Here is a 25,737-nt window from a genome sequence, read left to right as displayed (position 1 = left end):
GGTGGTTCAGCCGATCTTCGCGTTCTTCGAGACGGTCACCTGGTCGATGTCGGAGGTTCGCACGGTCACCTCGATCTTCCAGTCGCCCGTCATGGGGACCTGTACTCCGCTCGCCGACCAGTGCCCGGTGGTGATGCGGTCGGGGACGACGGGCAGCGGCCCGATGTCCTTGGCGGAGAGGGTGAGGGCGACCTTCACCTCGGGGACGTCGACGGCCTGGCCGTCCGGGCCCTCCACATAGACGTGCATGGTGTTGTCGCCGACCCGGGCGGGGTCGAGGTCGACCGTGACGACGCCCTTGCCGTTCTCGCCGCCGGTGTCGAAGGGCATGTTCAGTGTCACCGCTCCGGTGCCCTGACCGGTCGGGGCGGACGACGAGGACGAGACGGAGGTGGCCGCCTCGGCATCCTGTTCCGTACGTCCCGGCTCGGTCTGCGTCAGCACGGTGGTGACGGCGAGCAGGACGACGGCGATGCCTGCCTCGGCGAGTACGGAGCGGCGCAGACCGGAGCGGTCGGGGTCGGCGTCGCGCAGCCGCTTCTGCCGGGCGCTCTCCATCGCGGCCCGCTGCCGGGCGAGCTGAGCGGCCCGAACGGCGCCGCCCTTTTCGGCCCCGGTGGCCTTGCCCGCCCCCGCCGGCTGCTTCTCCTCCTCCTCGTGCGCCGCCGGGGCCGGTGCCTTCGCCAGCCGTGCCGTCCAGCGCCGTGAGAGGGAGGCGATCGCGACCAGCACCGCCATGAGCCCGATCTTGGCGAGCAGCAGCTGCCCGTACCGGGTGTCGGTGAACGCCGACCAGGAGCCGAGCTGCCGCCAGCTCTGGTAGACGCCGGTGACGACGAGCGTCACCACGCTGCCGAAGGCGAGCCGGGAGAACCGCTGGACGGCGTCCTGGTCGACCGGGGTGTCGGCGGGCGCCCGGTAGAGGGCGACGAGCAGGGTGGTGAGTCCGCCGAGCCAGGCGGCGACGGCCAGCAGGTGGAGCACGTCGACGGGCATGGCGATGCCGGGCTGGAGCCCCTGGGAGGCGTGCTCGGACATGGCCCAGCTGGCGGCGAGCCCGGCCGCCACGACCGTCCCGCCGATCGCCAGCCCGAAGGTCAGGTCCCGCTTCTCCTCGGCCTCGCGCTTGTCATAGGCGCCGAACAGCACCGCGATGAACAGGGCCGCCGCGGCGAGCAGCAGCAGCCGGGACACCAGTGCCGCCCCGGTCTTCGTCTGGAGCACGTCCCCGAGCAGCGACAGGTCGAAGACGTCGCCGACCGTCCCGGAGGTGGTGTAGGAGCCGCGCAGGAGCAGCAGCGCGAGCGTGGCCGTGGTGAGTGCCAGCCAGCCGGAGACGACCAGCCGCTGCACCGTCCGCACCCCGGAGCCACGTCCCCAGCAGGCGAGTACGAAGGCGGCCCCGCCGGTCATGACGGCGAAGCCGGCGTACGACACGTAGCGGCCGATGCCGTACAGCCAGCCGATCAGGCCGTCGTCGGGGGCCTGATCGGAGACCGAGACGGAGGTCTTGGAGGGCGCGCCGATGGAGAAGGTGAAGGCACCGGCGACGGGATGGCTGTCCGCGGACACCACCTGGTAGGCCACGGTGTACGTGCCGTCGGGCAGCCCGCTGAGCAGCCGCACGGTGTACGTCGTGCCGCCGGGGCTGGCCGGGTCGCCCTTGTCGACCCGTTCGCCCTTGGGGTCGAGGACGCGTACGGCGTCGTCACTCACGGCGATCTGCTCGGAGAAGGTGAGCGAGACCTGGGTGGGTGCCGTGTCGACCACCGCCCCCTGCCCGGGGTCGCTGCCGGTCAGCGCGGCGTGCGCGGAGGCGGGAGCGGCTCCGGTGAGGAGCGCGCCGGTGACGGCCAGGAGCAGCAGCACCAGGGTCCGCACGCGGGGGGCGATGGTCTGGGTCACAGGGGTGTCTCCCTCAGTGTCCGGTCTTCGGGGTGTAGGTGGCGGGCTTCACCGGGATCTCGACCGTGACGGGGTCGGAGTGGGCGAAGCGCAGTTCGACGGTGACCTTCTGACCCTGCTTCGGTTTCCGCTTCAGCTGCTCGAACATCAGATGGTTGCCGCCGCTCTCGAGCACCAGGCTGCCGTGGGCCGGGATGTCGAGGGCCTCGGCCTCCTGCATGGCCCCGTCGACGGTCTCGTGCACGGTGACCTGGTCGGCGACGTTGCTGCTGACCGAGGTCAGCCGGTCCGCGGAGTCGCCCTCGTTGGTGATGGTGAGGAAGCCGGCGGCCATGTCGGAGATGGGCTGCGGCATGTACGCGGAGCCGACGGACAGCTCCGCCGTGCCGCTGTCCGAGCCGCCGCAGCCGGCCAGGGCCAGCGCCCCGGCGACGATCACGGCCGCGGCTGCCGGGCGCCTCACGGGTTCTCGCCCTTGATGATCTCGGGGAGGTCCTTGGTGTAGTCCTCGACGGTGGCGTCCTCGCCGTAGAGGACGTAACCGCCGTCGGTCTTCGGCGAGAAGGCGATGACCTGGGTGCCGTGGTCGGAGACGGTCTTGCCGTTGTCGTCCTTGCGCGGCGGGTCGATCGAGATGCCGAGGGTGCGGGCACCGGCCTGGATGGTGTCGAAGTCGCCGGTCAGGCCGACGACCTGGGAGTCGATTCCCTTGAGCCACGTGCCCAGCGCGGCGGAGGTGTCACGCTCCGGGTCGGTGGTGACGAACACGATCCGCAGCTCGTCCTGCTGGTCCTGGGGCAGCTGCTTCTTGGCCACGGCGAGGTTGTTCATCGTCAGCGGGCAGACGTCGGGGCAGTGGGTGTAACCGAAGTAGATCAGCGTGGGCCTGCCCGCGGTCTGCTCCCGGAGGTCGTACTCCTTGCCCTGGGTGTCGGTGAGGACGAGGTCCGGCTTCTCGAACGGCTTGTCGAGGACGGTGGCAGCCTTCTGGGCGCCGGCTTCTTCGGACACCACGGCGACGGGCTTGCCGCTGTCGTCGGATCCGCTGCCGCAGGCGGACAGGGTGAGGGAGGCGACGGCGAGCAGGGCCGCGGCCGCGAAGGTCTTCTTGCGCATGAATGGTCCTGAGAGGTGAGTGCTCCGGCGCGCACCGGGAGGTCACGGGGCCGTGGGCGACCCGGTGCGCGCCGTTGAGAAGAGGGGGGTCAGGCGGTGGTGCGCCGACGACCGGCGAGTACGCCGTAGGCGACGCCCGCGGCGCCGACCACGATGCCGACGACGCCCAGGACGCGGGCGGTGGTGTCCGTACCGCCGGAGTCGCCCTCGTCGTCGGAGGCGGAGGTCCGGGCGGAGGTGTTCTCGGCCGCCGCGGTGTCCTCGGAGGCCTTGTCGTCGGCCGCGGCACCGTGCGAGTGGCCGTCCTCGGAGGCCTCGGACAGGGTGAGCACGGGAGCAGGGTGCTCGGGCTCCTCCTGGCCCTTCTGCGGCACCTCGATCCAGCGGACGACCTCGTCGTTGGAGTACGTCTGCAGGGCCTTGAAGACGAGTTCGTCGGCGTCCTCGGGCAGCGTGCCGACGGACACCGGGAACTTCTGGAAGAAGCCGGGCTCGATGCCGTCGCCCTTGGCGGTCCAGGTGACCTTGGAGACCGCCTCGTTGATCTTCTCGCCGTGCATCTCGAGCGGCTTGTCCAGCTTGGACTTGGTGACCTTGACGTCCCAGCCCTCGACCGGCTGCGGCATCACGGACGCCAGCGGGTGGTCCGTGGGGAAGGTGACCTCGAGCTTGGTGGTCGAGGCGTTGTCCCGCTCGTTGGGGACCTTGAAGCCGACGACCGCGTAGCCGCCCTTCGCGGCCTGCCCCTCCGGCTGCACGCTGACGTGCGCGAAGCAGGGGGCGGACACGGCGAGGACGGCGGCACCGGCGACGGCACCGGCGGCGGCGATACGGGAAGCCTTCATGGCAGAAGCACTCCGCTTCGATTGAGGTTTCACTGACGGTGAGGGATGTGCCGCGCGTACGGCCGGACGGGCCTTTCGGGCAGGACGGCCGGGCGCACACGGAAAACGGCCGCACGCGCGCGTGCCGCACGCCGGCGCCCCTCTCCTCGGCCGAGAACCCGGAGTGGTGGTCGCCTTGCGTCAGGCGGCGAGAGCGAGTGCGGTGACGGCGGTCGGCGGACCCCGGCGGATCACCGTGTGATGCAGCCCGGCGGAACGGGGCGGAAGCGGGGCGAGCAGCGCGGTGCGCGCCATGCGCGGGGCCCCTTCCGGTGCTCCCGGGAGCCCGGCGCGCAGGGCACGCACCAGGGCGAGCGCCGCGCGGAGGGATCGTACGAGGGCGCCTTCGGCGACACCGTGCGCCGACAGTTCGGCCAGCCGCAGCAGGGCCAGGTCACCGCGGCGCAGCAGCCATCCCGCGGCGAGCGCCGCGAGGACGTGGCCGAGCAGCATCGGCAGTGACGGCAGCAGTGACGCAGGGGCGTTCGCGGCAGCCTCCGCGTGGGGGGCGGCCCCGGCGTGGTGGACCCGCGCTTCGGTGAGGACGCGCTCGGCCTGCGCGGGGCTGAGTCCCGCCGCGGTGGTCCCGCACAACAGCCGCGCGGCCTGCTCGACCAGCGTGGCGTCGGAGAGCGCGGACGACGAACCCGTGGCGGGTGCGCCGTGCTGTCCCAGGCCGAACAGTGTGTGCAGGACCGTCTGGCCGCACGCCAGCAGTACCGCGATCCCCGGCAGCGACCGGGCGCGTCCGGCGAGCGGTGCGGCGACCGCGAGGATCCCGAGGAAGCCCGCGCCCAGCGTCCACAGCGGTACGGCGGCGTGGGAGGCGAGCGTGTGGCCCGCCCCGGCCAGCACGACGCAGACCGCGGCGAACACCGCGGCCCGCAGGATCCGGAGTCCTCGTCCGGAGCGCATCGTGCGCGGGTGGGGGGCAGACATGGCGCGCTCATCATCGCACCGGCCCACCGGTCGCCGTACGGCAGGTCCGCAAGATGAGGTACGACCGGAAGATCACATCTGCCACAGCGCGCCCCACATACACCGATCGGCTCCGCGACACATCCACCGTATGGGCGGTGTCACGTCAACTGCACGCTTACGAACGGGAACTCAGGGCAATACGTAACGGTATGTCGAGGCGCAGCCAGGAGGCTGGAGCATGAGCATCTGGTGGTCACTCCATCTGCGGCGCGATGCCGCCAGCGTGCCGCTCGCCCGGCGCCTGCTGCTCGGCACCATGGAGACCGCGGGCGTCGACCCCGACATCTCCTACGACCTCTCCGTCGCCCTCAGCGAGGCCTGCGCGAACGCGGTCGAGCACGGCGGGGGCGCCACGCGGGACGGTACCTCGGAGGCGTTCCGGGTGACCGCCTATCTCGACGGCGAGAAGTGCCGCATCGAGGTCGCCGACGCGGGCCCCGGTTTCCCCGGCGCGACCGGGAACCGCTCCCGCCCGCCGGTCCGCCCCGCGTCGTCCGACGCCGAGCACGGGCGGGGCCTGTGCCTCATCCAGGAGCTCGCCGACCACGTCCACATCGGTAACAAGCCGGGCCGGGGCGGCGCGGTGGTGAGCTTCGACAAGATCCTCAAGTGGCGCAAGGACGCCCCGCTCGTCGCGGTGTAGCGACGGCCGGGCACGCGCGCGTGCCCGGCCGTCGTGTCGTGCGTCAGCTCTTCAGGGCGGCCATCCACGCCTCGACCTCGTCCGACCGCCGGGGCAGCCCGTCGGAGAGGTTCCGGTTGCCGTCCGCGGTGACGAGGATGTCGTCCTCGATGCGGACGCCGATGCCGCGGTACTCCTCGGGCACGGTCAGGTCGTCGGCCTGGAAGTACAGGCCCGGCTCGACGGTGAGCACCATGCCGGGCTCCAGCGTGCCGTCGACGTACGTCTCGGTCCGCGCGGCGGCGCAGTCGTGGACGTCCATGCCGAGCATGTGACCGGTGCCGTGCAGCGTCCAGCGGCGCTGCAGACCCAGCTCCAGCACCCGCTCCACCGGGCCCTCGACCAGGCCCCACTCGACGAGCCGCTCGGCCAGCACGCGCTGGGCGGCGTCGTGGAAGTCGCGGTACTTGGCGCCCGGCCTCACCGCCGCGATGCCGGCCTCCTGGGCGTCGTACACGGCGTCGTAGATCTTCTTCTGCAGCTCGCTGTACGTGCCGTCGACCGGCAGCGTGCGCGTGACGTCGGCCGTGTAGTACGTGTGCGTCTCCACGCCCGCGTCGAGCAGCAGCAGGTCACCGGAGCGGACCGGGCCGTCGTTGCGCACCCAGTGCAGTGTGCAGGCGTGCGGTCCGGCGGCGCAGATGGAGCCGTAGCCGACGTCGTTGCCCTCCACGCGGGCGCGCAGGAAGAACGTTCCCTCGATGTAGCGCTCGCTGGTGGCCTCGGCCTTGTCGAGGACCTTCACGACGTCCTCGAAGCCGCGCACGGTGGAGTCGACGGCCTTCTGCAACTCGCCGATCTCGAAGTCGTCCTTGACCAGCCGCGCCTCGGAGAGGAAGACGCGCAGCTCCTCGTCGCGCTCGGCGGTGACCTTGTCGGTCAGCGCTGCCTCGATCCCGGCGTCGTGCCCGCGCACGACCCGCACCGGGCCGGTGGCCTCGCGCAACGCGCCGGCCAGCTCGCGGACGTCGGAGGCGGGGATGCCGTACAGCTTCTCGGCCTCGGTGAGGGAGTGGCGGCGGCCGACCCACAGCTCGCCCTGGCCGTCCAGCCAGAACTCGCCGTTCTCACGGTTGGAGCGGGGCAGGAGGTAGATCGTCTCCTTGTGGCCGTCGGCCGTGGGCTCCAGGACGAGGACGCCGTCCTCCGTCTGGTTGCCGGTGAGGTAGGCGTACTCGACCGATGCGCGGAAGGAGTACTCCGTGTCGTTCGAACGCGTCTTCAGGTTGCCCGCGGGGACGACCAGACGCTCACCCGGGAAACGGGCGGAGAGCGCCGCACGGCGGGCGGCGGTCTCCGCGGCCTGGGGGATCGGCCGCAGGTCATGCAGCTCGGTGTCGGCCCAGCCGCTCTTCATGCTCTCGGCCAGCTCGTCGGACACGCCCGGGTACAGGCCGTTCTTGCGCTGCTTGACAGGCTCTTCTTCGGCAGTCTCCGGGGTCTCCGGCAACTCCTCCGCCACGGTCATCCTCCTCGATACGGCACTGGACCACCCCCCATCGTACGGTCGGGCGGAAACGGCCGAATGGGGCACGGACCTGTAGCGGAGGGGGACGGGACGGCTACTCGAAGCGCGCCGCCAGCAGCACCACGTCTTCCCTGGAGTCCGCCGTGTCCGCGCCCTCCGGCAGCACCGCGCGCAGGACGTGGTCGGCGACGGCGCCCGGGTCGCGGCGCAGGGCCTTCGGCACCCCGGCCGCCGCGGCGTGCAGCCGCGCGAAGGCACGGTCGGTCGGGTCGCCGGTGCGGTGCAGCAGCCCGTCGGTGTAGAGCAGAACCGTCTCCCCCGGCTCCGCCTGGACCTCCACGCTCGGCGCCTCCCAGCAGGCGAGCATGCCCAGGGGAGCGGAGACCGACGTCTCGACGAACTCGGTGCGGCGCTCGCCGAGCAGCAGCGGTGGACTGTGCCCGGCGCCGGCCAGCGTGATCCGGCGCAGCGCGGGTTCGCAGTAGCCGAACAGGGCGGTGGCCGACCGGGCCGGTTCGGTGAGCCGGAGCAGCAGCTCCAGGTCCGACAGGACGGCGACCGGATCCTCGCCCTCCATCACGGCGTACGCGCGCAGCGACGCCCGCAGCCGGCCCATCGCCGCGACCGCGCTGGGCCCCGACCCGGTGACGGACCCGACGGCGAGACCGAGGGCCGCGTCCGGGAGCGGCAGCGCGTCGTACCAGTCGCCGCCCCCGCGCGGGGAGGTGCGGTGCCGCGCGGCGAGCTGGACCCCGGCGACCCGGGGCAGACGGGAGGGCAGCAGTTCCTCGGCCATCGTGGCCATGCACACGCGCGTGCGCTCGAGTTCGAGAAGCCGGGCCAGGTGCTCGGCGGCGTGGCGGACGTACAGGCCCACGAGGTGGCGCTGCCGCTCCGACGGTTCGGCCGGCTCGTCGTAGAGCCACACCGCGGCGCCCAGGCGCCCGGCGGACTCGGTGGTGAGGGGGAGGGCGAAGCTGGCGGCGTAGCCGAGGCGGGCGGCGACCTCGCGGTGCCGGGGGTCGAGCCCCTTCTCGGCGAACAGATCGGGTTCGGCGATGCCGTCGTCGGCGCCGGACAGCCCGTCGAGGATCCTGCCGTACGGCAGTGAACCGCGCGGCACCGTCTCCATGTGACCGAGATCCGCGCGGGCCAGTCCCAGGCCGATGGTGGTGGCCGGGCCGAGACCGTCGGCGGGTTCCAGGGCGACGAGACCGCGCCGCGCGCCCACCAGGGCGGATCCCGCGCGCAGCAGCTCCTGGAGCGCCTCGTCGAGCGTGCTCGCACGGGCCAGGCGCTCGGTGAGCTCGTGGAGGGTGGTGAGGTCGGAGACCCAGCCGGCGAGCCGGTCCTGGAGCAGCGCGCCCGGCGCGTTCCGGGTGTTTGCCGTGGGGGCGGGGGAGGTACCCGTGACGGGCGCGACAGTGTGTGCGGGTGAGGGAACCGTTGAATCGATTCCAGCCACTTTCGGAGGGTGCGGAGCGTTCATGGTGTCCGGCCTTCAGACCGGTACGTACTGCTCAAAAGCATCGCAAACCCCCATGTCATTCTGCGTCGCCGGCAGTGTCTCCACATGTACACGTACTCGTGAGGAGATGTCCAGCATTGTCCTGCTGGGATTCCTGGTGTCCGTGGGACTGAAGGGAACTCCCCGCAGACCCCTTGCCGAAAAGCGAAGTTGGCTTGAAACTGCCTCAGGGGGAGGCTTATTGCGGTCGACTGGCCTTGCTCGACGGAGCGTCACAACGGTCATGATGGGTACGTACTCGGTGAAGGCCAGGGGTGGTGGGGAACCGCCCGGGAACCTGGCGACGGACCCGGGCGTCTTAACCACCGACGACCGTGCCCCATCCTCCCGTGGCGGAGGCGGAGAGAAACACGCGCGACGGTAAACGCCAGACTTCGCCACCCCCACGCCACGCCCGTACTTCTGATAGACGCAGTACGGGTGGAACGGCCGCGGAGGCAGCCCATGCTCGGCCCATAGGGGTTCCCCCTGCCCGGCGCGGGGGTGTGATGCGCCAACAGGTACGCACAGTGAAGTGATCGACACATGACGTGATCTGGACCACGGTGTTGCCAGGCGTGCAACGGAAAGGAACGAGCGCTCATGCGCGAGATCCTCGGAAGGCGACGCAGGCTCCTGTCCCGGCGTGGCGACGGAGGGCCCGATCTGATCGGCGCGGCCCTGACCTTCGCCACGGACTGGCAGTGGCCCGTACTCCCGGGCGTGGCGGCGGACCCGGAGGGCCGGTCCCGCTGCGCCTGCCCCGACCCCGAGTGCACGGTGCCGGGTGCCCACCCGTTCGACCCCGGCCTCCTCGCCGCCACCACTGACGCGCGCATGGTGCGCTGGTGGTGGGGGAACCGGCCGACGGCGCCAATCATTCTCGCCACCGGTGGCAAGGCCCCCTGCGCGGTGTCCCTGCCCGCCCTGCCGGCCGCCCGGGCCCTCACCGTGCTCGACCGGCGCGGCATACGGCTCGGCCCGGTCGTAGCCTCGTCGGCCCGCTGGTCGATCCTGGTGAAGCCGTACTCCATGGAGCAGCTGGGTGAGCTGCTGTACGCCAAGGACTTCGTCCCCGGCTCCCTCCGGTTCCACGGCGAGGGCGGCTACATCGCGCTGCCCCCGTCCGAGACCGCGCAGGGCGAGGTCCGCTGGGAGCGCGCACCGCTGCCCGGCTCGGCCTCGCCGTGGGTGCCCGATGTCGAGGCGGTGGTGGACGCCGTGGTCGACGCCCTCACCCGTACGGGTGTGAGCGCGCCCGAGATGTAGCGGGCGCGCGCACGGCACCCCGGCCGGGACAGGGTCCTTCCTCCCGGACCGGGGTGTCCGCTTGTCTCGCGTTGTCTCGCGGGCGCGACGGCGATCTGTACGACCGCGGGCTGCCGTGGGCAGGGGGTGAGCCTGCGCGGGTCCGGGGGTCCGGTCCGTGCGGTACGGCCGACTGTTCACGGTGACATCGAGGCGCCGCCGCCCGGCGGAGGTCACGCCTCCGGGCTCGAGGGCCTCGCCGGTTCCGACGGCCCGCCGCGCGCGGTGACGGCATGATGCCGCCGTGCGGCGCGGTCCCGTGCCTTTCTCCCCGGCGGCATCGCGGCGCGGACCTGTGCGCCGGCGCAGGGGAGGAGTGTCCGGGCGCGGACCCACCACGGCGAGGCCCGGGCGCACCCGCCGGGGCGGGCTGTCGCCACTGTCACCGCTGTCGCCGTGCGAGACGCCGGGCCGGTGCGGAAGGCGCCGTAGGGAGACCGCAGCCGCTGCCCGCCGGAAGTAACTCCCCAGTGACGACTGGCAGTTGACGGGGGACCGCGTTCCGTGAGCGGTGGCCGGCACGCAAGAACCCGGTTGCTGGCGACGGGGGATGCACCAGCAACCGGGCTACTGGAACGGTAACAAGAGATCGGCGGTTCGCAAATTCGATCTCGGCTTTCCGGTCACCGACTGACTTGCCCGCACCGGGAGTTGTTTCAGAGGGGCAATGGTGCGCGACAGGGCGGTTCCGCCGGCCGGGCGTCCGGCGGAACCCGGTGTGTGGCCGATCCTCAGCTCAGCGTGACCTGGCGGTTCGTCAGACCGCCGCGCGCGCGGCGCTCGTCGGCGGTCAGTGGCGCGTCCGTGGCCAGTGCGGCGGCGAGCCGCTCGGCGAACTCGGCCGCCGGCTTCTCCACGTCCTCGGCGCCGACCCCGCTGGGCAGGTCCCAGACCGGCACGGTGAGCCCGTGAGCGCGGAAGGAGCCCACGAGACGGGTGCCCTCACCGAGCGAGGAGCCTCCCGCCGTGTGCAGCCGCGCGAGAGCGTCCAGAAGCTGCTCCTCGGGGTGTGGCATGACCCACCGCAGATGGTTCTTCTCGGGCGTCTCGCACCAGTACGCGGCGTCCACGCCCGACAGCTTGACGGTCGGGACGGCCGCGGCGTTGGCCCGCTCCAGCGAGGCGGTGACGTCCGGCGTGGCATTCTCCGGGTCCGGGACCCAGAACTCGAACCCGCTGTGCACGACCGGCTCGAAAGCACCCTCGGGATCGAGCAGATCCTGCAGCCGGGGACCGTCGGCGGGGGCGCGCCGGGACTGCACCGGCGTGCCCGGGTCGGCGCCGAGCGCGCGCTGCAGGGTGTCGGCGAGGTCGCGGCTGATGTCGCCGGAGGAGGTGTCGTTCTGCAGGCCGAGCAGGACCGAGCCGTCGTCGCGGCGCAGGGCGGGCCAGGCCATCGGCAGCACCGTGGCCAGCGTGACCGAGGGGACGCCCTCGGGCAGGCCGCCCTTGAGCGTCAGCTCGACGGTGGCGGCCGGCACCAGCTCACGCAGCGCCACCCAGTCGCACTCGCCCGGCAGGCCCTCGAACGGGCGGTGCACCAGCTCGGTCACCGCGTGCGCGGCGGCACGGCCGTGACATGCCTTGTAACGGCGGCCGCTGCCGCACGGGCAGGGCTCGCGGGCGCCGACGACCGGGATCTGCCCGTCCGTGAGCTGCGGGCGCTTGGCCTTCGTCTGGAGTCGCTTCTTGGCCATCGTGGGTGTCTCCCGGTTACGGCTCGTCTGGTACGGGCGCGAGCCTAGCCGTTCGCGCCACGGCCGACGGGAACCTGTGGACAACGTGCCGCCTGTGGACACCGCGGGCACGGCAGAGAACCGGAGCGGTGCCGTTCCCGCCGCCCCCGGCCGGGACCGTCCTGGCCGAGGACGCCCTCGGCCGGGACGGCACCTCGGCCGGGACCGTCCTCAGCCGGGACGGCACCTCGGCCGGGACCGTCCTCAGCCGGGACGGCACCTCGGCCGGGACCGTCCTCAGTCCAGGTCGTCGAAGACGTCCGCGAAGTCCAGCCCGGGTATGCGGGAGACCGTGGGAGCCGTCACCCGCGCGGCGAAGTCCTCGCGCCGGTGCCCGGCTCCGGCGTCCGGGTCGTACACGTCGTCGTGGACGACGACCCACACCGTGACCTCGCCCGGTACCTCGTCGCGTACGCCCCAGTCGTCGGCCAGCGCGGTGATGATGTTCAGCCCCCGGCCGCCGTGCGCCGTGACCGACGGAGTGGCCGGAGCCGGACGGGTCGGGCCGCCGCCGTCCGTGACCTCCACGACAAGACGTCCGCACGGATCCACCCGCCAGGCGGCGCGTACGTCCCCGTCCCCGGCCAGGGCGTCGCCGAGAGGCCGGCCGTGTTTGCACGCATTGCTCAGCAGTTCGGAAAGGATCAGTACGGCATCGTCGACGACCGAGTCCGCCACCCCGCCGTCGCATAGCTGCGCGCGCATACGGCGCCTCGCCTTCCCCACGCCCGCAGGGCCATGGGGTACGGCCATGCTCGACGACGTGGGCACTTCCTGTGCCACCACCAACGCCACCCCCGAGACCTCCTTCGCCCCACGCCACGGTGTGGATGCCCCATGGGCCCGAACCGGAAACCGGCCAGCCCATGAGCGGTGACGCACTCCAAGCGACCGAACACGCACCGAACGCGCCGGAGCACACCCCGTAGCCATGTGGCTGGATTTCGTCGCTGTGGCCGAGATGTGAGGATGCGCCCGGGTCGGGCATGGGGTCAAGACTCGTGCGTGCTGCTCCTGGGGCCGGTGGGGCGGGTGGTGCGCCGCGCGGTCAGCGGCCGAGCTGATCGAGCACCGCGCGGGGGCGGTTGGTGATGATGGCGTCCACGCCGAGACGCACACAGAGGTCCACGTCCTCCGGCTCGTTCACGGTCCACACGTGCACCTGGTGCCCGGACTGCTTCAGGCGCTCGATGTACGCGGGGTGGCTGCGCACGATGCGGACCGAGGGCCCCGCGATCCGTACGCCGGCGGGCAGCCTCCCGTCGCGCAGTCGCGGTGAGACGAACTGCATCAGATAGACCGTGGGCAGCGTCGGCGAGGCGGCGCGCACGCGGTGCAGTGACCGCGCGGAGAAGCTCATCACGCGCACCGGGGAGTCCTCCGCGGCGGCGGGCGCGTCGAGACCGAACCGCTTGAGCAGGATCAGCAGCCGCTCCTCCACCTGTCCCGCCCACCGCGTGGGATGCTTGGTCTCGATCGCCAGCTCGACCCGGCGTCCGGCGTCGGAGACCAGCTCCAGCAGCCGCTCCAGGGTGAGGACGGAGGTGGCCTCCCGGTCCTCCGGGCGGTGCTCCCAGTCGGGCTCCTCGACGCGCGGCCCCCCGAAGGCGTCGCGGCTCTTCCAGGAGCCGAAGTCCAGGGCGGCCAGATCGGAGAGCTCGAGCGCCGAAACCGCACCGCGACCGTTGGACGTACGGTTGACGCGACGGTCGTGAACGCACACAAGGTGACCGTCGGCGGTCAGGCGCACATCGCATTCGAGCGCATCCGCACCGTCCTCGATCGCTTTGCGGTACGCGGCCAGGGTGTGCTCGGGAGCGTCCTCGGAGGCTCCGCGGTGTGCGACGACTCGGGTCGGGTGCTGTTGTGCGTGGGTCACCGCGTCATGGTGCCACCGTGCACGGGTAGACGGGTGCCCGGAGTGACGTGAACGGTGTCGCCGTCCGGTCGGGGACATCGAGTAGCGCGCCTTACGTGAGTAATGCCCTATATAAAGAATGGCCCCGGACCCACAGGAACGGCTTATGGTGCCCTGACGGCCCGTGGGAAAAGCTGACGTCATACAAAGAGACATGCACAGCTGCATCGCGCCGGACTCGTGGACGGGCGTGAACGAGCGTGACCGAGTGCGACCGACAACAACAGCCGTGGACCGAGGAGAGAAGCTGTGAGCACCGAGAACGAGGGCACCCCGGTACCCCCGGCCCCGTCCGCACCGCCGCCCGCGCCGGTGGATGCTCCCGCTGCCTCGGCGCACCAGGGGCACCCGGCCCCGGGAGCGGCTCCGGACCCGGGCCACGCCGCGCCGCCGGCGTCCGCACAGAACGCGGACCAGGGATACGGATCCGGCCCCCAGGGCCCGGTGGGCGGGACCGGCTGGGGCCCGCACGGCACCCACGGAGGCCAGGACCCCACCCCTTCCCCCTCCGCCCCCGACGCCTCCTGGCCCCCGCCCCCTCCGCCGTCCACCCCCTCGTACGGCGACGGCGGTGCCGGGCACGGTGCGGGCGGCTGGGGTTCCTCCTACCAGCAGCCGGCGCCGAAGAACGGTGGCGGGCGCGGCCGTATGCTCGCCGCGGTCCTGGTGGCCGCGCTGGTCGCGGGTGGCGCGGGCGGTGGTCTCGGCTACACGCTGGCCAAGGAGAACGACAGCAACGGCTCGACGACCGTCTCGGCGTCCACCAGCGGCGGCAACGTGAAGCGCGACCCGGGCACGGTCGCCGCCGTGGCCGGCAAGGCGCTGCCGAGCACGGTCACCATCGAGGCCGAGAGCAGCAGCGGCGAGGGCGGCACGGGCACGGGCTTCGTCTTCGACACCCAGGGCCACATCGTCACCAACAACCACGTGGTGGCGGACGCCGTCGACAGCGGCAAGGTCACGGCGACCTTCCCCAACGGAAAGAAGTACGACGCCGAGGTGGTCGGCCACGCACAGGGTTACGACGTCGCGGTCATCAAGCTGGACAACGCTCCCTCGGACCTGAAGCCGCTTCCCCTGGGCAACTCCGACGAGGTGGCCGTCGGCGACTCGACGATCGCGATCGGCGCGCCCTTCGGTCTGTCCAACACGGTGACGACGGGCATCATCAGCGCGAAGAACCGCCCGGTCGCCTCCAGCGACGGCACCGGCAGCCAGGCGTCGTACATGAGCGCCCTGCAGACCGACGCGTCCATCAACCCGGGCAACTCCGGCGGTCCGCTGCTCGACGCGCAGGGCAACGTGATCGGCATCAACTCCGCGATCCAGTCCACCAGCAACGGTGGCTTCGGCACGGGGCAGGCCGGCTCGATCGGCCTGGGCTTCGCCATTCCGATCAACCAGGCCAAGTACGTCGCCCAGGAACTGATCAAGACGGGCAAGCCGGTGTACGCCAAGATCGGCGCGTCGGTCTCCCTGGAGGACACGACGGGCGGCGCGAAGATCACCGAACAGGGCGCGGGCGGCTCCGAGCCCGTCGACCCCGGTGGCCCCGCCGACAAGGCCGGCCTGCAGCCCGGTGACGTCATCATCAAGCTCGACGACCGGGTCATCGACTCCGGCCCCACCCTGATCGGCGAGATCTGGACCCACAAGCCGGGCGACGAGGTCACGGTCACCTACGAGCGCGACGGCAAGGAGCGCACCACGGAACTCACCCTGGGCTCCCGCGTGGGCGACAGCTGACCTCACCCGCGGACCCCGGACCCGTTACCCTTGTCCCCGCGCCGCCGATCACCGGCAGGCGCGGGGAGGCGTGCCCGAGCGGCCGAAGGGAACGGTCTTGAAAACCGTCGTGGCAGCGATGTCACCGTGGGTTCAAATCCCACCGCCTCCGCGCGACGAGCAGTGAGAACGGCCCCTGACCCGAGTGACTGGGCGGGGGCCGTTCTCATGCTCGGTTCTTCGTGACCGGCCGCTGTTTCCCGTGGTTCCCCGCTCGATCCGTTCGCGGATCAGGGGCGCTCGCGCGTGGCCGGGTTGTTCAGGCAGAGGGCGATGTTGCGGACCGCGGCGGTGAGTTCCTCGATCACCCGGGCCGCCTGCTCGGCGTTGTGGAAGGACGGGCTCCCTGCCAGCGCCAGGTCCAGTTCCTGCGCGGACCGGAGGGCCGTCCCGAAGCCCTCGACGGAAGGGGAGGCGGGCGCGGACGCCTCGGCCGCGGCGGTGGGCACGCTCGTACCGGCCGCGGGAAGAGGCCCTGGTGCCACCGGGTCCGACGCCGGTGCGCCGGAGACCGCGGGTGCCGGCTCGGGTGCGACCGGTGGTGCCGGCGGTCCGGTCGGCGCAGTGCCGGCCCCCGGATCCCCCCGGCGTCCGTCGAACGGGGCGGGGAAGGCACCGAAGTCACCGGTCACGGAGGCGCATTCCTCCTCCCCCGGCCGCGACGGCACGGCCGGCACGGGACGCGGGTCCTGAGAGGTCCGCAGGTCATGCGGGGGCATGTCCGACGCATGACGCGTCCGGGGGAGCACGAAGTGCTCGAAACCCGGGAACGAGGGAGTGGCGGGGTGCGAGGAGGCGCGTGGGTTGTACTCGGCCTGCCACTGCATGCGGTAGCGGTCGACCTGGTCGGCGCAGGAGGTGCGGGCGTGGAAGACGGCCGTGTCCTCCCCCAGGTCCGGGTACCAGAGGTTCGGGCCCGGGAAGCGCACGGTCCGCACCCGCGGCCTGACCGGCTCGGCGCACCCCATGCAGCAGCCCTCCGGCACCATGAGCGGGATGCCGCCGTCCTGCTCCGGCCAGCGGGGGCCGCCCTCCCAGCGGTACTCCCCGTGGTGGCAGGGCGGCAGCTCGCCGCAGGCGCGGCAGACCGCGTAGTGCTCGGGGAGGACCCGCCAGTCGTGGCTGGCGGGAGCGCACCAGTGCTTCGGTGTGGAACGGGGCAGGTTCTCGTTGCGCAGCACCAGCACCACCGGGCGCTTGTAGAACTCGGCCCGCTCAGGGGCCGGTTTGACCGCCTGGTTGTTGGCCCGCCGCAGTTCGTTGGCGTGCCACCACAGTTCCACGTGGTCGCGCCACGCCTTCTCGTAGGAGTCCGGCCACCAGTCGTTCGGGTAGCCGTTGATCTCCAGGATCCGCCACCCCTGCCGGTCCAGTACCACGATGGAGCCGGCCCGCAGCCGCATGTGCGTTCCGTTGTCCCCCTCGTCCGGCCAGTCGTGGCGGCCGATGCGAGTGGGCTGGTCTGGGAGCCACCTGCGAACCTGCATGTCATGCTCCTCGGCAATGAAACTTCATAGTTTCAACTGGGGCAGTGAGCAACATTCTGAACAATCAGGACGTTTGGGGCGCTGTAGACACGCGCACGCTGCTGATAGCAGATGATCGAAAACGTCTTCCGCGGCACCGTTTTCTTTCGCGCGATCCCCTGTCACCAGGCTTTTTCGCATCCGGAGCCGTCACCGGACCCGGTCTCCGCGAAGCCCGGGACAGCGGCTTCGTACCCCGGCGACGGGACCCGACACTCACCCGTACGTGTGATGACGTTCAGGCTGCCGCCACTCCGTACGTGTGCATCACCGCGCGGATCCGTCACCTCGCGCGCCCGAAGCGATCCGAACGGCGGCCCTTAGAGCTCTTCGTCCTCGGCCAGCCGTTCCCAGGAAAGGTCCCGCAGCGAGGGCTCCGCGTCGCGGCCGGACGGTACGCGCGGGAAGGGCTGGAACCAGGCGACGGTGAGGCGGGAACGGTACAGGGAGCGGTCGTGGGCCGGGTCGAGCGCCTCGGACCGGAAGCTGCCGACGTACGTCACGGCGGGCAGCACCTCCACGGGGCCGAAGGCGCCGGCGTACTGGTCGGGGTATTCGCGCGGGGGCGGGACCAGATGGACCGGAGTGCCGGGGAAGGCGCGCCCGGCGGACCGGAGCAGCCGGTTGATCTTCCTGTCGTTGAGGGGTTTGCACGGGTAGCCCTCGAGCGGTCCGTCGTACGTCGACGACATCCGCAGCTCGGCGAGGTCGACCGAACGGCCGGAGTCGAGGAGGACACGGGCGAGTGACATGGCCGGCACTCCGGAGCGGTGGCGCATCGGGGTCTTTCGGTTTTCGTGGGGGAGCGGAGAGCACGGGTGGCGGGCGGAGGCGGTCAGGGCAGGTGTCCCGTCATCCGCGCCGCCGACGCGACCGTCGCGCGGGCTTCGCGTTCGGACAGGCCGGTGGTGAGGGCCGCGTCGACCAGGGGGTCCACCAGGGCCGGGCCGATTCCGTCCTCGTAGGCACGGCAGGCTGCCCAGAACAGGCGGGTGTTGCGCTGGCCCTCCTGCGCCGCGAGCACGAACTGGACGAGTCCCTGACCGTGCCCGCCGGTCGACGGGGGCGTCGGGTGGTGCGCGCGGGGCGGCGGGAGGAGCAGGCGCAGGAGGGCGGGCGGGCAGACCGCCGGGGCCAGACGCGCGGTGCCCGGGGCGGTGGTGTACGGGCCGTGGTCGGTGCGGGAACCGGGGCCGACGAGGTAGCCGCCGGCGCCCCGGATGTCGATGCCGGGGGCCAGGCGACCCGCGGAGTTGGGGACGACGACGTCCGGCGGGCCGCTCAGCCACAGGTGGCGGCCGCCGCTCGGGGTCAGGACGATCACCGTGGCGGGGATCGTGAACAGGTGGCGTCGGGCCAGTTCGCGCAGGGCGGCGAACGAGTCCGTACCGGTCTTGGTGTCCAGGTCGACGCCGATGAGGTGGTGCGGGGGCAGTCCGCAGGCGATGCCGTAACCGGTGGCGCGGGGTGCGGCGGCGAACAGTTCGCGGATGCGGGCGGGATCGGTGGAGGCGTCGTGGACGCCGTGGCCGAAGCGGCCGCACTCGCCGTGGCAGGGCGGACCCACCGGCTCCGGGGTGTCGCGATGCGGGGAGCGCAGGGCCGGGAGCTTCGTCCGGGACAGGGGGATGACGGCCAGTCCGCGTTCGGCGGCTGACAGGGCGTGTGCGAGGGCCAGCGTCGTGGCCTGCCGGTCGGTGGTGGCCATGCCTTCATTTTCGTACACATGTTCGAGGAAGGGAAGGGGGAGGGGTGCGACGCGCCGAGGAGGGGGTGTCGGCGGGAGAAGTGGCGGAACGCTTCGCCCCTTGCGGTGAGCGGGGCGGGGGTGCCCCTCTCGACAGCGGGTGGGATTCAAGGGGCGTGCCGGGGTTTATCGCCTTGTCGTCACGCTTGCGTGCGAATGACGGCGTCCGGGGTGGTTCGCCGGGGATCACCTGGGCAACCCTGATCTCGCGACGTCGTGCACAGCACCGGGGCGGGGGGACGACTTCCCTGGTGACAGCCGTACTTCACGCACACACGGCCACGGGCCGGTGCGTCCTTGTTCTGGAGGGAACACAACATGGCAAGCATCCGTACCGCCCGCGTCATCGCCGCGGTCTCCGCCCTGCCGCTCGCGGCCGCCCTCTTCACCGGCGTCGCGGCGGCGGACAGTGGCGCCCTGGCGGACGACGGATCGAACGCGACGGCCACGAGCTCCGAGGTCGACGCCCTCGGCACCGGCGTCGGCGGCGACAACTTCGGCAACTCGGCCACCTCGCAGCAGCAGGCCACCGGATCCGGCGCCACGAACCAGAACAACACCGCCCAGGTCAACGGCTCCGCCTTCACGGCCGTCAACCAGGGAAACGACAACGTGGCCATCAGCTTCAGCCCGCTGTGGTGAGGCCGGCGTCCTGACCGTGCGGGTGTGCTTCGCGGGGTGCAAGGCGTCCGGGCGGCGGTGTTTCGGTACCGCCGCCCAGGCGTGCCCGGGACGCGGACGCCGACGGCCCGGGAGCTCAGGGTCCTTCTCAGGGGCCGACCCGCAGTACCCCTCATCCGCTCATCCACCTTCAGGAGGTGCAGCCGGCCCCACCCCTACAACCTGAGGGGGACGTGTCTTCGGGACCTGCGGGCGATCCGCCGGACCGGCCCCCGCTCATAGCGTTGAGCCATGACCACACCCGTCTGCACCAGAGCTTCGAAAGCCGCCACTCCAGCGACGGCGGCGCAGACCCTCCCGTACCCGTCGTTCTCGTCGTACATGAGGGCTCGCCAGCCGGTCCTCCTGCGTACCGCCCGGTCGCTGACCGGGAATCCGAGCGACGCGGAGGACCTGCTGCAGACCGCGCTCACCAAGACGTACGTCGCCTGGGAGCGCATAGAGGACCACCGCGCGCTCGACGGCTATGTGCGCAGGGCGCTGCTGAACACGCGTACCTCGCAGTGGCGCAAGCGCAAGGTCGACGAGTTCGCCTGTGACGAGCTGCCCGAGCCCGACCCGGTGCCCGGCGGTGACGACCCGGCCGAGCACCAGGCGCTGCGCGACGCGATGTGGCGGGCGATCATGCGGCTGCCCGCGCGGCAGCGGGCGATGGTCGTGCTGCGGTACTACGAGGACCTCAGCGAGGTCCAGACGGCCGAGGTGCTCGGCGTCTCGGTGGGCACGGTGAAGTCGGCCGTGTCGAGGGCGCTCGGCAAGCTCCGCGAGGACGCCGAACTGGGGCTCGTCCGCAGCTGAAACGCGCCGGTCCTCCGGCGCGGCGTGATCGATCATTCGCTCCCCTAGTGACATACCGCGCGGTATGTGCGCAGAATCAGCGCAACTCTTACCGCCGCTTAGGCAATGTCGCCCAGGAGGACGCCGTGCTGAGCACCATGCAGGACGTACCGCTGCTGATCTCGAGGATCCTGACCCACGGGTCGACGATCCACGGCACCTCACAGGTGACCACCTGGACCGGCGAGGGCGAACCGCACCGCCGCTCCTACGCGGAGATCGGCGCCCGGGCGGCCCAGCTGGCCCACGCCCTGCGCGACGACCTCGGTGTCACCGGCGACGACCGGGTCGCCACCCTCATGTGGAACAACGCCGAGCACGTCGAGGCGTACTTCGCGATCCCCTCCATGGGCGCCGTCCTCCACACCCTGAACCTCCGCCTCCCGGCCGAGCAGCTCGCGTGGATCGTCAACCACGCCGCCGACCGGGTGATCCTCGTCAACGGTTCGCTGATCCCCCTGCTCGCCCCGCTGCTGCCGCACCTGAAGACGGTCGAGCACGTGGTCGTCTCCGGCCCCGGCGACCGTTCCGCGCTGGCGGACGCCACCGCGCGGGTGCACGAGTACGAGGAGCTGCTCGCCGGACAGCCCGTCGCCTACGACTGGCCGGAGCTGGACGAGCGTGCCGCCGCCGCCATGTGCTACACCTCCGGCACCACCGGCGACCCCAAGGGCGTGGTCTACAGCCACCGCTCCATCTACCTGCACTCCATGCAGGTCAACATGGCGCAGTCGATGGGCCTGACCGACCAGGACACCTCGCTGGTCGTCGTCCCGCAGTTCCACGTCAACGCCTGGGGCCTGCCGCACGCCACCTTCATGACCGGCGTCAACATGCTGATGCCGGACCGCTTCCTGCAGCCCGTCCCGCTCGCCGAGATGATCGAGGGCGAGCGGCCGACCCACGCCGCCGCCGTCCCCACCATCTGGCAGGGCCTGCTCGCCGAGCTGACCGCCAAGCCCCGGGACGTCTCCTCCCTCACCCAGGTCACCATCGGCGGATCGGCCTGTCCGCCCGCCCTGATGGAGGCGTTCGACCGGCTGGGCATGCGGGTCTGCCACGCCTGGGGCATGACGGAGACCTCCCCGCTCGGCACCATCGCCCGCCCGCCGGCCCACGCCGTGGGCACCGAGGAGGAGTTCGCCTACCGGCTGACCCAGGGCCGTTTCCCGGCCGGCGTCGAGGCCCGCCTCACCGGCCCCGGCGGTGAGCGCCTCCCCTGGGACGGCGAGTCCGCGGGCGAGCTCGAGGTGCGCGGCACGTGGATCGCGGGCGCCTACTACAACGGCCCCGACGCCGAGCCCCTGCGCCCGGCCGACAAGTTCAGCGAGGACGGCTGGCTGAAGACGGGCGACGTCGGGACGATCTCCCCCGACGGCTTCCTCACCCTCACCGACCGGGCCAAGGACGTCATCAAGTCCGGCGGCGAGTGGATCTCCTCGGTCGAGCTGGAGAACGCGCTGATGTCCCACCCGGACGTCGCCGAGGCCGCCGTCGTCGCCGTCCCGGACGACAGGTGGGGCGAGCGCCCGCTGGCCACGGTCGTCCTCAAGGAGGGCTCCACCGCCGACTTCACCACCCTGCGCGCCTTCCTCCAGGAGGAGGGAAAGATCGCCAAGTGGCAGCTCCCGGAGCGCTGGACGGTGATCGCGTCGGTGCCGAAGACCAGCGTCGGCAAGTTCGACAAGAAGGTGCTGCGCAGGCAGTACGCCGAGGGTTCGCTGGACGTCACCCGGCTCTGACACCGGCGTGCGCCGGATGTGCCGGGCGGTGAGCGGACCTCGCCGTGCATCGTCCGGTGAGGGTGGAGGCCGCCGTCCCTGCCGTGCATCGTCCGGTGAGGGGGGAGGCCACCTTCCCCGCCGTGCATCGTCCGGTGAGGGGGGAGGCCACCTTCCCCGCCGTGCATCGTCCGGCGAGGGGGAGGCCACCTTCCCCGCCACGCACCGCCCGGCGGCGCGCGGCTCCGTCACCGGTGCGTGTACGGCGGGTGTCCCGGTCGTACGGTGACGGCTGTCACCGCCGTCCCGCCGTGCTCCCCCAGCCCAGCGCCAGCCAGACCGCCGCCACCGCCGACACCCCGCCCCAGCCGAAGTGGGTGAAGGCGGTGCCCGCGAGGGCCGAGGCGGTGGCGCCGCCGGCGAAGCCGGAGACGACATAGGCCGTGTTGGCGACGGCCGGGCTGGAGGTGGTGGTCAGGGCGAGGGTCTGGTTGGCGACGTGGGAGGCGACCAGGGCCACGTGGATCGCGATCGCGGCGACGAACAGGGCCCAGACGGCCTGCCCGCCCAGCCAGAACAGCGGCACGGAGACGGCCGCGAGCAGATACGCCCCCCGTACGACCCGGGCGGCGCCGAAACGGTCGACCAGCCCGCCCGCCAGCGGCGCCACCGCGCTCGCCGCGAGCCCGAAGAGGCCGAACAGCCCGGCGGTGGCGGTGGACAGGTCGTAGGCCGGGCCCGTCAGCAGCAGGGCGAGCGAGGTCCACAGCGCGCTCCACGCGCCGAACATCCCCGCCTGGCGCACCGACGCGCGCCACAGGTCGGGCGAGCGGCGCAGCAGTCCGGGCAGCGCGGCGAGGCCGCCGAACAGCGAGCCGTCGCGGTGTCGCCGCTCGGACGGCAGGACGAGGGCGGTGGCGATGCCCAGGGCGAGCGTGAGGACGGCCGCGCCCGCGAACACCCACCGCCAGCCGTAGGCCTGCCCGGCGAGCCCGCCGAGGACCCGGGCCGCGACGATCCCGGTGAACAGACCGGCGATCACGGCCGCGACATGGCGGGCACGGCGGGCGGCGGGGGCGCGCTCGGCGACCAGCGGGACGAGGAGCTGCGGTACGACGGTTCCGGCCGAGGCGACGAACACGGCGACCGCCAGTGCGCCGGTGCCCGGGGCGACCGCACTGGCGATCAGGGCGGCGGTGGTGACCAGGGTGAGGACGGTGACCAGCCGGCGCCGGTCGGCGGTGTCGCCGAGAGGGGCGAAGAAGAGCAGCCCGACGGCGTATCCGAGCTGGGCGACCGAGGCGATCCAGGCCACGGTCGACGGCGTGGAACCGAAGTCGCGGGCGATCAGGGAGAGCAGGGGCGCGGCGAGGTAGATGTTGGCGGCCGTGACCGCGGTGCAGACGGCGATGAGCGTGAGGAACGCGCCGGAGCCCCGGGACGGACCCGGGCCGGGAGCGGCGAGCGGTGGCCTGCGGGCCTGCCGGCCGGTGGTGGTGGCGCTGGGCGCTGAGGACATGAGCGGGAGTACCCTTCGAGTCTGCTCTAGCAACCAACTGGTTGGTTGGCTGATGGGGGAACAGTCTGCGTGCCCGCTGGATTCCCTGTCAACCAAACGGTTGGTTACTTGTCGCGCTACCCTGTCCCCATGGCAGTCAGGGACCCCGAGGCGACCAAGGCCCGGATCTTCGAGGCGGCGGTCACCGAGTTCGCCCGCCACGGCATCGCCGGTGCCCGCATCGACCGCATCGCGGCCGAGGCGAAGGCCAACAAGCAGCTCATCTACGCCTACTTCGGCAACAAGGCGGAGCTGTTCGCGATCGTCCTCGAGCGGAAGATGCTGGACCTCGCCGAGTCCGTCCCCGTCGACCCGGACGACATCGAGAGCTGGGTCGACCGGCTGATGGACTACCACGCCGCCCACCCCGAACTGCTGCGCCTGCTCTTCTGGGAGGGCCTGGAGTACGGCACCGACGAGCTGCCCCACGAGGGCGAACGCCAGGAGCACTACGTCCGCAAGGTCGCCCTGCTCCGGGACGGCCAGGAGCGCGGAGTCGTCACCGACGCCATCCCGGCCGGCGACCTGCTGTTCCTGCTGACCGCGCTGGCCAACTGGACGGCCGTCGTCCCGCAGATGCGCCGCGTCCTGGTCGGCGACCAGGACGGGGACCGCGCCCGGCTGCGCGCGTCCGTGAAGGAGGCGGCCCGCCGCCTGGTCGGCCGCTGACGGCGGCGCGGGTCAGTTGGTCCCGATCCGCGACAGCAGGTCGACGATCCTGTCCTGCACCTCTTCACTGGTGGACCGCTCCGCCAGGAACAGCACCGTCTCGCCGGAGGCCAGCCGCGGCAGGTCCGCCTGGTCGACGGCGGCCGTGTAGACGACGAGCGGGGTGCGGTTGAGCTGCCCGTTCGCCCGCAGCCAGTCGACGATCCCGGCGGACCCGGCCTGGCGCCGGTGCACCTGCATCAGGTCCATCACCACCAGGTTCGGCCGGAACTGCCCCGCCAGCGCCACCGCGTCGGCGTCGCTCGCGGCCCGCGCGACCTGCATCCCGCGCCGCTCCAGCGTCCCGGTCAGCGCCAGCGCGATCTCCGCGTGCTCCTCGATCAGCAGCACGCGCGGGGGGTGCTGATCACTGTCGCGCGGCGCGAGCGCCTTCAGCAGCACGGCGGGATCGGCGCCGTACGCGGCATCGCGCGAGGCCTGTCCGAGCCCGGCCGTGACGAGCACCGGCACCTCGGCGGCCACCGCCGCCTGTCGCAGCGACTGCAGGGCCGTACGGGTGATCGGCCCGGTCAGCGGATCCACGAACAGCGCGGCGGGGAACGCCGCGATCTGCGCGTCGACCTCCTCGCGCGAGTGCACGATCACCGGCCGGTAGCCGCGGTCGCTCAGCGCCTGCTGGGTGGTGACGTCCGGCGCGGGCCACACCAGCAGCCGACGCGGGTTGTCCAGCGGCTCCGGCGGCAGCTCGTCGTCCATCGGCTGCGGACGCGGCGGGTCCGCCACCTCGACGGCCCCGCCCGGACCGTCCAGCGGCTCGGGCCCCTCGGCGGCGTCCGCGTCGGGCGCCCCTATGGCGTACGAACGTCCGGTGCCCTCGGTCGTCGGCGCGAGCCGGGACTGCGCCGGCGCGTGGGCGGGTACGGGCTCGGCCGACGGGTGCGGGCGCCCGTTCTGCTCGTTGCCCGCGGCCGGGTCGGGGCGCGTGCCGAGCTTGCGGCGGCGGCCGGAGCCGCCCGGCTGGTGCGGGGGAGGCGTGGCCGACGGCAACGGCTGCTGCACCTGGAGGGCCTGCCGGTTGAACGGCACGCCCTGCCCCAGCGTCCGCACGCTGATCGCCCGCCCCTGCGTGGAGTTCGGATCGACCGGCGCCGCGGCCTCCGCGGGCAACGGCTGAGAGGCCCGCTGCACCGGCGCGCCCTCGGGCGGCAACGGGGTGCCGGCGGCGGGGGTCGGCTGCGCCGGACCCGCGGCCACCGGTACGGCCGTACCGGCACCGGAGGTGTCACCGGCGGCGGGCCACCGCTGCGGGACGGGGGCACCTTCGGACGCAACACCGGGCGCGGCCTCGGCGGGAAGCGGCTGCGCGACGGGAAGTGGCTGCGCCATTTCTGTCTGCACCTGCCCCTGCGCGGGGACGGGGGCCCCGTGTGCCGGCGCGGTGCCTTGCGGCGGGATGACGGCCCCGTGCGTCGGAGCTCCCTGCGGGGGAACGGCTGCGCTCTGTGCGGGTACGGGGGCCCCGTGCGTCGGGGTTGCGGCACCCTGCGGCGGGATGACGGCCCCGTGCGTCGGGACCGGGGTTCCTTGCGGGGGAACGGCTGCGCCTTGTGCGGGGACGGGGGCCCCGTGTGCCGGCGCGGTGCCTTGCGGCGGGATGACGGCCCCGTGCGTCGGAGCTCCCTGCGGGGGAACGGCTGCGCTCTGTGCG

General features: G+C 72.4%; 21 protein-coding genes, 1 tRNA gene and 1 pseudogene. 8 read left to right on the top strand and 15 right to left on the bottom strand.

All coding sequences use genetic code 11. The annotated features are described in order from the left end of the window. Positions 1–6 precede the first annotated feature (6 nt). The 5 genes from ACH4VX_RS17540 to ACH4VX_RS17520 form a co-directional block, all read right to left on the bottom strand. Entirely contained in the window at positions 7–1,905 is a 1,899-nt protein-coding gene (locus tag ACH4VX_RS17540) for a copper resistance CopC/CopD family protein (protein ID WP_398368273.1), read from the bottom strand. Positions 1,906–1,918: 13 nt separating this feature from the next. Further along, the gene (locus tag ACH4VX_RS17535; protein ID WP_398368272.1) at positions 1,919–2,368 is read right to left on the bottom strand and encodes a copper chaperone PCu(A)C; all 450 of its coding nucleotides are present in this window, start codon (positions 2,366–2,368) and stop codon (positions 1,919–1,921) included. Continuing rightward, positions 2,365–3,021, bottom strand: a complete 657-nt coding sequence (locus ACH4VX_RS17530) for an SCO family protein (protein WP_398368271.1) — start codon at positions 3,019–3,021, stop codon at positions 2,365–2,367. Before ACH4VX_RS17530 ends, ACH4VX_RS17535 begins: the two co-directional genes overlap by 4 nt. Before the next feature lie 89 nt (positions 3,022–3,110). Next, entirely contained in the window at positions 3,111–3,866 is a 756-nt protein-coding gene (locus tag ACH4VX_RS17525; protein WP_398368270.1) for a YcnI family protein, read from the bottom strand. A gap of 180 nt (positions 3,867–4,046) precedes the next feature. Then, on the bottom strand, positions 4,047–4,844 hold the full coding sequence (locus tag ACH4VX_RS17520) for a hypothetical protein (RefSeq protein ID WP_398368269.1): 798 nt from the start codon (positions 4,842–4,844) through the stop codon (positions 4,047–4,049). 220 nt (positions 4,845–5,064) lie between these two features. On the opposite strand from ACH4VX_RS17520, the gene ACH4VX_RS17515 reads away from it, so the two are divergent. Next, entirely contained in the window at positions 5,065–5,529 is a 465-nt protein-coding gene (locus tag ACH4VX_RS17515) for an ATP-binding protein (protein WP_398368268.1), read from the top strand. 43 nt (positions 5,530–5,572) lie between these two features. Here ACH4VX_RS17515 and ACH4VX_RS17510 read toward each other — a convergent pair whose 3' ends face one another. Both ACH4VX_RS17510 and ACH4VX_RS17505 read right to left on the bottom strand, forming a co-directional pair. Continuing rightward, on the bottom strand, positions 5,573–7,030 hold the full coding sequence (locus ACH4VX_RS17510; protein ID WP_398368267.1) for an aminopeptidase P family protein: 1,458 nt from the start codon (positions 7,028–7,030) through the stop codon (positions 5,573–5,575). A 100-nt stretch (positions 7,031–7,130) separates the two neighbouring features. Beyond that, positions 7,131–8,525 carry a PP2C family protein-serine/threonine phosphatase gene (locus ACH4VX_RS17505; RefSeq protein ID WP_398368266.1) on the bottom strand — a complete coding sequence of 465 codons (1,395 nt, stop codon included), beginning with the start codon at positions 8,523–8,525 and terminating at the stop codon, positions 7,131–7,133. A gap of 621 nt (positions 8,526–9,146) precedes the next feature. Here ACH4VX_RS17505 and ACH4VX_RS17500 point away from each other — a divergent pair. Further along, positions 9,147–9,812: a bifunctional DNA primase/polymerase gene (locus ACH4VX_RS17500; RefSeq protein WP_398368265.1), complete on the top strand. Its 666-nt coding sequence runs from the start codon at positions 9,147–9,149 to the stop codon at positions 9,810–9,812. 770 nt (positions 9,813–10,582) lie between these two features. Here ACH4VX_RS17500 and ACH4VX_RS17495 read toward each other — a convergent pair. The 3 genes from ACH4VX_RS17495 to ACH4VX_RS17485 form a co-directional block, all read right to left on the bottom strand. After that, a complete protein-coding gene (locus ACH4VX_RS17495; protein ID WP_398368264.1) occupies positions 10,583–11,548 on the bottom strand; it encodes a DUF5926 family protein in 966 nt (321 codons plus the stop codon). A 276-nt stretch (positions 11,549–11,824) separates the two neighbouring features. After that, positions 11,825–12,469: an ATP-binding protein gene (locus ACH4VX_RS17490; protein ID WP_398368263.1), complete on the bottom strand. Its 645-nt coding sequence runs from the start codon at positions 12,467–12,469 to the stop codon at positions 11,825–11,827. A gap of 166 nt (positions 12,470–12,635) precedes the next feature. Beyond that, positions 12,636–13,466 (bottom strand): glycerophosphodiester phosphodiesterase, encoded by an 831-nt coding sequence (locus tag ACH4VX_RS17485; protein ID WP_398368262.1) that lies wholly within the window; start codon positions 13,464–13,466, stop codon positions 12,636–12,638. A gap of 288 nt (positions 13,467–13,754) precedes the next feature. Here ACH4VX_RS17485 and ACH4VX_RS17480 point away from each other — a divergent pair, with 288 nt between their 5' ends. Both ACH4VX_RS17480 and ACH4VX_RS17475 read left to right on the top strand, forming a co-directional pair. Further along, complete coding sequence (locus ACH4VX_RS17480; protein WP_398368261.1) at positions 13,755–15,251, top strand: S1C family serine protease; 1,497 nt, start codon at positions 13,755–13,757, stop codon at positions 15,249–15,251. Between the two features lie 64 nt (positions 15,252–15,315). Next, positions 15,316–15,402, top strand: a tRNA-Ser gene (locus tag ACH4VX_RS17475). Between the two features lie 118 nt (positions 15,403–15,520). Here the strand turns inward: ACH4VX_RS17475 and ACH4VX_RS17470 are convergent. The 3 genes from ACH4VX_RS17470 to ACH4VX_RS17460 form a co-directional block, all read right to left on the bottom strand. Continuing rightward, positions 15,521–16,777, bottom strand: a complete 1,257-nt coding sequence (locus ACH4VX_RS17470) for a hypothetical protein (RefSeq protein ID WP_398368260.1) — start codon at positions 16,775–16,777, stop codon at positions 15,521–15,523. A gap of 359 nt (positions 16,778–17,136) precedes the next feature. After that, the gene (locus ACH4VX_RS17465) at positions 17,137–17,568 is read right to left on the bottom strand and encodes a hypothetical protein (protein ID WP_398368259.1); all 432 of its coding nucleotides are present in this window, start codon (positions 17,566–17,568) and stop codon (positions 17,137–17,139) included. An 83-nt stretch (positions 17,569–17,651) separates the two neighbouring features. Next, positions 17,652–18,524 (bottom strand): bifunctional DNA primase/polymerase, encoded by an 873-nt coding sequence (locus ACH4VX_RS17460; protein ID WP_398368258.1) that lies wholly within the window; start codon positions 18,522–18,524, stop codon positions 17,652–17,654. 357 nt (positions 18,525–18,881) lie between these two features. On the opposite strand from ACH4VX_RS17460, the gene ACH4VX_RS17455 reads away from it, so the two are divergent. The 3 genes from ACH4VX_RS17455 (at position 18,882) to ACH4VX_RS17445 (ending at position 21,823) form a co-directional block, all read left to right on the top strand. Next, the gene (locus tag ACH4VX_RS17455; protein WP_398368257.1) at positions 18,882–19,205 is read left to right on the top strand and encodes a hypothetical protein; all 324 of its coding nucleotides are present in this window, start codon (positions 18,882–18,884) and stop codon (positions 19,203–19,205) included. Positions 19,206–19,475: 270 nt separating this feature from the next. Further along, complete coding sequence (locus ACH4VX_RS17450; protein ID WP_398368256.1) at positions 19,476–20,042, top strand: SigE family RNA polymerase sigma factor; 567 nt, start codon at positions 19,476–19,478, stop codon at positions 20,040–20,042. A 125-nt stretch (positions 20,043–20,167) separates the two neighbouring features. Continuing rightward, entirely contained in the window at positions 20,168–21,823 is a 1,656-nt protein-coding gene (locus ACH4VX_RS17445) for a long-chain fatty acid--CoA ligase (RefSeq protein WP_398368255.1), read from the top strand. Positions 21,824–22,097: 274 nt separating this feature from the next. Here the strand turns inward: ACH4VX_RS17445 and ACH4VX_RS17440 are convergent, their stop codons facing one another. Further along, entirely contained in the window at positions 22,098–23,321 is a 1,224-nt protein-coding gene (locus ACH4VX_RS17440; RefSeq protein WP_398368254.1) for an MFS transporter, read from the bottom strand. A gap of 129 nt (positions 23,322–23,450) precedes the next feature. On the opposite strand from ACH4VX_RS17440, the gene ACH4VX_RS17435 reads away from it, so the two are divergent. Beyond that, the gene (locus ACH4VX_RS17435) at positions 23,451–24,029 is read left to right on the top strand and encodes a TetR family transcriptional regulator (protein ID WP_398368253.1); all 579 of its coding nucleotides are present in this window, start codon (positions 23,451–23,453) and stop codon (positions 24,027–24,029) included. Between the two features lie 12 nt (positions 24,030–24,041). On the opposite strand, the pseudogene ACH4VX_RS17430 reads toward ACH4VX_RS17435, so the two are convergent. Continuing rightward, positions 24,042–25,737 (bottom strand): annotated as a pseudogene (locus ACH4VX_RS17430) (histidine kinase); the annotation flags it as partial.

The organism is Streptomyces sp. NPDC020731 (assembly GCF_044334705.1).
Lineage (GTDB): Bacteria > Actinomycetota > Actinomycetes > Streptomycetales > Streptomycetaceae > Streptomyces.
Note: the sequence above shows the minus strand (reverse complement) of the source record. Positions and strands in the feature narration are given on the sequence as shown.